General features: G+C 47.8%; 6 protein-coding genes and 1 pseudogene. All 7 read left to right on the top strand.

Features of this window, described 5'->3' with window-relative positions; genetic code table 11:
- Window positions 1–76: 76 nt before the first annotated feature.
- Window positions 77–271, top strand: a pseudogene (locus tag DSM107010_RS37040) (GMC oxidoreductase); the annotation flags it as partial.
- Window positions 272–325: 54 nt separating this feature from the next.
- On the top strand, window positions 326–1,078 hold the full coding sequence (locus tag DSM107010_RS37045; RefSeq protein ID WP_106170415.1) for a type 1 glutamine amidotransferase domain-containing protein: 753 nt from the start codon (window positions 326–328) through the stop codon (window positions 1,076–1,078).
- Window positions 1,079–1,272: 194 nt separating this feature from the next.
- Window positions 1,273–1,560: an SDR family NAD(P)-dependent oxidoreductase gene (locus DSM107010_RS42680; RefSeq protein WP_015155294.1), complete on the top strand. Its 288-nt coding sequence runs from the start codon at window positions 1,273–1,275 to the stop codon at window positions 1,558–1,560.
- Between the two features lie 72 nt (window positions 1,561–1,632).
- Window positions 1,633–1,938, top strand: coding sequence for an antibiotic biosynthesis monooxygenase family protein (locus tag DSM107010_RS37055; protein ID WP_015155293.1), 306 nt, complete (start codon window positions 1,633–1,635; stop codon window positions 1,936–1,938).
- A 192-nt stretch (window positions 1,939–2,130) separates the two neighbouring features.
- Window positions 2,131–2,265 carry a hypothetical protein gene (locus DSM107010_RS42685; RefSeq protein WP_256498145.1) on the top strand — a complete coding sequence of 45 codons (135 nt, stop codon included), beginning with the start codon at window positions 2,131–2,133 and terminating at the stop codon, window positions 2,263–2,265.
- 63 nt (window positions 2,266–2,328) lie between these two features.
- Window positions 2,329–3,081 carry an SDR family oxidoreductase gene (locus DSM107010_RS37060; protein ID WP_015155292.1) on the top strand — a complete coding sequence of 251 codons (753 nt, stop codon included), beginning with the start codon at window positions 2,329–2,331 and terminating at the stop codon, window positions 3,079–3,081.
- Between the two features lie 67 nt (window positions 3,082–3,148).
- Entirely contained in the window at window positions 3,149–4,120 is a 972-nt protein-coding gene (locus tag DSM107010_RS37065; protein WP_106170413.1) for a xanthine dehydrogenase family protein molybdopterin-binding subunit, read from the top strand.
- Window positions 4,121–4,180: the final 60 nt, after the last annotated feature.

The raw sequence follows: 4,180 nt of genomic DNA on the forward strand, positions 1-4,180 counted from the left end.
GCCGTCTTTAGATATCCATCCTCATGGCTTGCCAGCTCTACCTCCTACTATTTTTTGAGCCGTCGAACTCACGTTTATCACTGCCCATCCACTGGGAGGAGCAGTTCTAGGAAAAGCGTGCGATGACTACGGGCAAGTATCTGGTTACCGAGGACTTTATGTCGTCGATGGTGCGCTGATTCCTGGCTCTACAGGATGTACAAATCCTGCATACACGATCGCAGCTTTAGCAGAACGCTGTATGGATCGAATCATCGCAGATATTCACTAAACTGTTTGCTGCACTTATTGACAACTGTAAATACCAAGGAGTGTATTTCATACCATGAAGATTCTCATACTAATGACCAACTCAGCTACTCTCACCCTATCAACTGGAGAGAAACATGCTTCGGGATTTTGGGCTGAGGAGTTTGTCCTCCCTTATCAGATCTTTAAACAAGAGGGATATGAAGTTGATGTAGCAACTATAGGTGGTCTTACGCCAAGCGTGGATAAAACCAGCATCGATCCGAACTTCATGCCATACGTCAGACCAGTAGGATCGCAGGTCAATGACTCCGAGCAAGCCAGAGAGTTTATCAAGTTTATTGAGGAATCATCCGATCTCAAAAAACCCCTGAATTTGGATGACTTTACCAAAGCACAAGTCGCTGCCTACGATGGTATTTTCCTGAGTGGAGGTCATGGTGCGATGCAGGATATGCCGAAATCAGATGCGATGACACAACTCTTCCGTTGGGCGATCGAGTTGGACAAGCCAATAGCAGCTGTTTGCCACGGAGGAAGCGGAATTTTAGCGCTGAGAACCCCCGAAGGTCGCTGGCCGTTTGAGGGCTACCGCATGACCTGCTTCTCCCACGAAGAAGAACTAGTGACACCAATAGCAGGGATGCTACCCTTCATACTACAGTTTGAGATAGAGCGGTTGGGTGGTATTTACGAGAAAGCCAATGTTATCTGGGGTTCGCACGTAGTAGAAGACCGCAACCTTGTCACGGGACAGAATCCTTATTCCTCTGATGCGGTAGCTAAAGCCTTTGCTAAGAAATTAAACAAAGTTAAAGTTCCAGCCTAGAAGTTGGCACACCTGAAAATAATCGGGATTGGGGGTAAAAGAGTTTGGCAAGTGCGATCGCGAGAACATCTGTATAGGCAGTATAGTTACTTGCCAAAATTCCCCAAATTAAATTAAAGTTGCATTTTTTAGGAGGAGCAGTCTTTAATGTAAGACAGTCAAACGACAAACAATACTTTTTGTGAGTCAAGTTTATGGATTTACAGCTACGTGACAAGCGGGCGCTGATTACCGGTAGTAGTAGCGGTATTGGTGAGGGCATTGCGAAGGTGCTGGCTCGGGAAGGCGCGATCGTTGTCATACACGGTCGAAAGGAAGAACAGGCGAATCGAGTAGCTCAGGTTTGGTACAACCAAGTCGGTCGTTTGGCACGAGTTGAAGACATCGCAAATCTTGTTGCTTATGTAGCAAGCCCCCTTGCAGATTTCATCAACAGTGCGAACCTCCGAGTGGACGGTGGGGGTACAAGTACTGTCAATTGAGTTAATAACTTACATTTCTAACGCGCTACGCTCTTTTTCGTACAAGTTGAATCCATCTATGGAGAAAGCCTCATGGTAATTGAAATCATTAGGTACAACATTCCTGCCGGTCAAGAAAGTGCTTTTGAATCTGCTTACGAACAGGCGCAGCAATATTTAGCAGAATCTCCTAACTGTCTGGGCTATCAGCTGGCTCATTGTGTAGAGGAACCAAATCGTTACATTCTTCGTATTGATTGGGATTCCATTGAAGGTCATATGCAGGGTTTTCGGAATAGTCCGTATTTCCCAAAGTTTTTTCAATTGGTATCTCCTTACATTAAGTCAGTTGATGAAATGCAGCATTACAAACAGACACCTATTTTCCTGAAAAAATAGAGGTCTCAGGAGTTACGCACTTGAAGTTTCCGATCTCGACGATCCCTCCTAACCTCCCTTAAAAAGGGAGGCATAAAGCCCCGGAGTTTGCAGGGGTTGGGGGATCGACTGCGGATCTCCTGTAGCTTTTTAAGAGGAGATCCGCACAGTTACTGCTAGAGTTAGCAGTGGCGCTGGATCTCCACAATCTTAGTGCCTTTTTTTAAAAAACCTAGTTTTATCCATATAGGCTTCCTCCGTGCTAAACCCCATGTGGTGACTCGGGGCGATCGCGCGTTGAGTTCGATGTCTCAGCTTACACCAGAAGATACGACATCGACTCCCTAACCCAATCGCAAGAATCATTAGAGCTGAATGCAGCAATTTAACTGACAAGAAGGAGCAAAAAGCATGACAGATCGATTGTCTGGAAAAGTCGCGCTTGTTACTGGGGCTTCATCAGGTATTGGTCAGGCAACAGCACTTGCGTTTGCACGCGCTGGAGCGAAAGTCGTGGCTGCCAGCCGTCGCGATGCCGAGGGACAGGAGACCGTGCGTCGCATACAAGAGGCAGGAGGTGAAGCCCTTTTCATCAAAACTGATGTGTCAAAGGCTTCTGAAGTAGAGGCGCTGGTTAACAAAACTATGGATACTTACGGTCGTTTAGACTGCGCTTGCAACAGCGCTGGTGTTATCTCGGCATCCAGTCTACTCACCGATGTGTCAGAAGATGAATGGGATCGTCATATCAACGTAAACCTCAAAGGAACGTGGCTTTGTCTCAAGTACGAAATTCCAGCGATGCTCAAACAGAAGAGTGGCGCGATTGTGAACTTGGCTTCTGCTGCTAGTATTGTTGCTTTTGCGGGCTATGCCGCTTACGCTGCGACTAAAGGCGGAATCCTTGCTTTAACGCGATCGGCAGCGATAGAGTATGCCAAATCTGGTATCCGTATCAATGTCGTGAGTCCCGGTTCCATCAATACCGATATGTTGAATAGTGCCACTGAAGATATAGTTTCTCAACTTGCAGCGGCGCATCCCGTAGGACGTGTTGGCGAACCAGAGGAGGTAGCGGAAGCTGTGGTGTGGTTGTGTTCAAAAGCAGCTTCCTTCGTCACCGGACATAATATGCTGATCGATGGGGGATATAGCGTCCAGTAAGGTGAGCGAGATAGAGGCAAGCGCGATCTCGGCAAAAAATTAAGTACGATCGTCAAAGAGGAGCAGCATGGCTAACAAAATCTTAGGGACATCAGTTAAGCGACGCGAAGATCCAGAACTTTTGCGAGGGGAAGCCAAGTTTACAGCCGACATCACGCTGCCTAATATGCTACACATGGCAATTTTGCACAGCGATCGCGGTCATGCACTGATCCAAAGTATAGATACCAGTGCCGCAGAGCGAATGCCTGGAGTTGTACGGGTGATTACTGGAGCTGATACTAGTTCCATTCTGCCCCTACCGTGCATCATGAATCCTGGTGGCGCAGAATCTCGTTTTCCCTCCTACCCCTACGGACTACCCGGAGCCCAAACTGTTCTGGCTACAGATAGGGTTCGTTACATTGGCGAATTTGTGGCAGTGGTGGTAGCCTTAACCCGTCAGCAAGCCTATGATGCCCTACCAGCGATCGCGGTGAAATACGAGCCGCTGTCGGCGGTCGTTAATGCAGAAGAAGCACTTCAGCCCGATGCACCTCAACTACACGACACAGTACCCAACAATCTCAACCAGTACATCTCTCACGGGAATAAACAGGCGACGGAGCAGGCGATCGCCAACGCTGAGGTGGTTGTCAAGCAAAGAATTCGCTACCAACGAGCGATCCATAACCCCGTAGAACTCCGCGCTTCCATCGGCGATTACAACCCTGAGACTGAGGAGTACACCCTGTGGACGAATACCCAAATTCCTCATGGTAACCGCTTTCTGCTCTCTCAACTCGTGATGGGTATTCCCTACAACAAGCTGCGTGTCATCGCTCCCCATATTGGCGGTGGATTTGGTTCTAAGGGTTATCTTTACCCAGATACGGCTCTTGTACTTTTTTTATCTAAGGAGCTAGGTCAGCCTGTCAAGTGGGTCGACACGCGCCGAGGCTTAGCCCGCTCTACAGTGCAAGCTCGCGATCAAATCCAGTACGTAACTATAGCTGGGACGACAGACGGTCAGATTACTGCCCAGGGCAAACGCATCTAAATTTATACCAAGCTTAAAGTGATATTCTGGAACAAATACTTTTATGGAGAAATAAGCGTC

Source organism: Chroococcidiopsis cubana SAG 39.79 (assembly GCF_003991895.1).
Taxonomy (GTDB): Bacteria; Cyanobacteriota; Cyanobacteriia; order Cyanobacteriales; family Chroococcidiopsidaceae; genus Chroococcidiopsis; species Chroococcidiopsis thermalis.

Coding starts and splice junctions, on each gene's coding strand:
- DSM107010_RS37045 (WP_106170415.1), top strand. CDS start 326: ATGAAGATTCTCATACTAATGACCAACTCAGCTACTCTCACCCTATCA.
- DSM107010_RS37060 (WP_015155292.1), top strand. CDS start 2,329: ATGACAGATCGATTGTCTGGAAAAGTCGCGCTTGTTACTGGGGCTTCA.
- DSM107010_RS42680 (WP_015155294.1), top strand. CDS start 1,273: ATGGATTTACAGCTACGTGACAAGCGGGCGCTGATTACCGGTAGTAGT.
- DSM107010_RS37065 (WP_106170413.1), top strand. CDS start 3,149: ATGGCTAACAAAATCTTAGGGACATCAGTTAAGCGACGCGAAGATCCA.
- DSM107010_RS37055 (WP_015155293.1), top strand. CDS start 1,633: ATGGTAATTGAAATCATTAGGTACAACATTCCTGCCGGTCAAGAAAGT.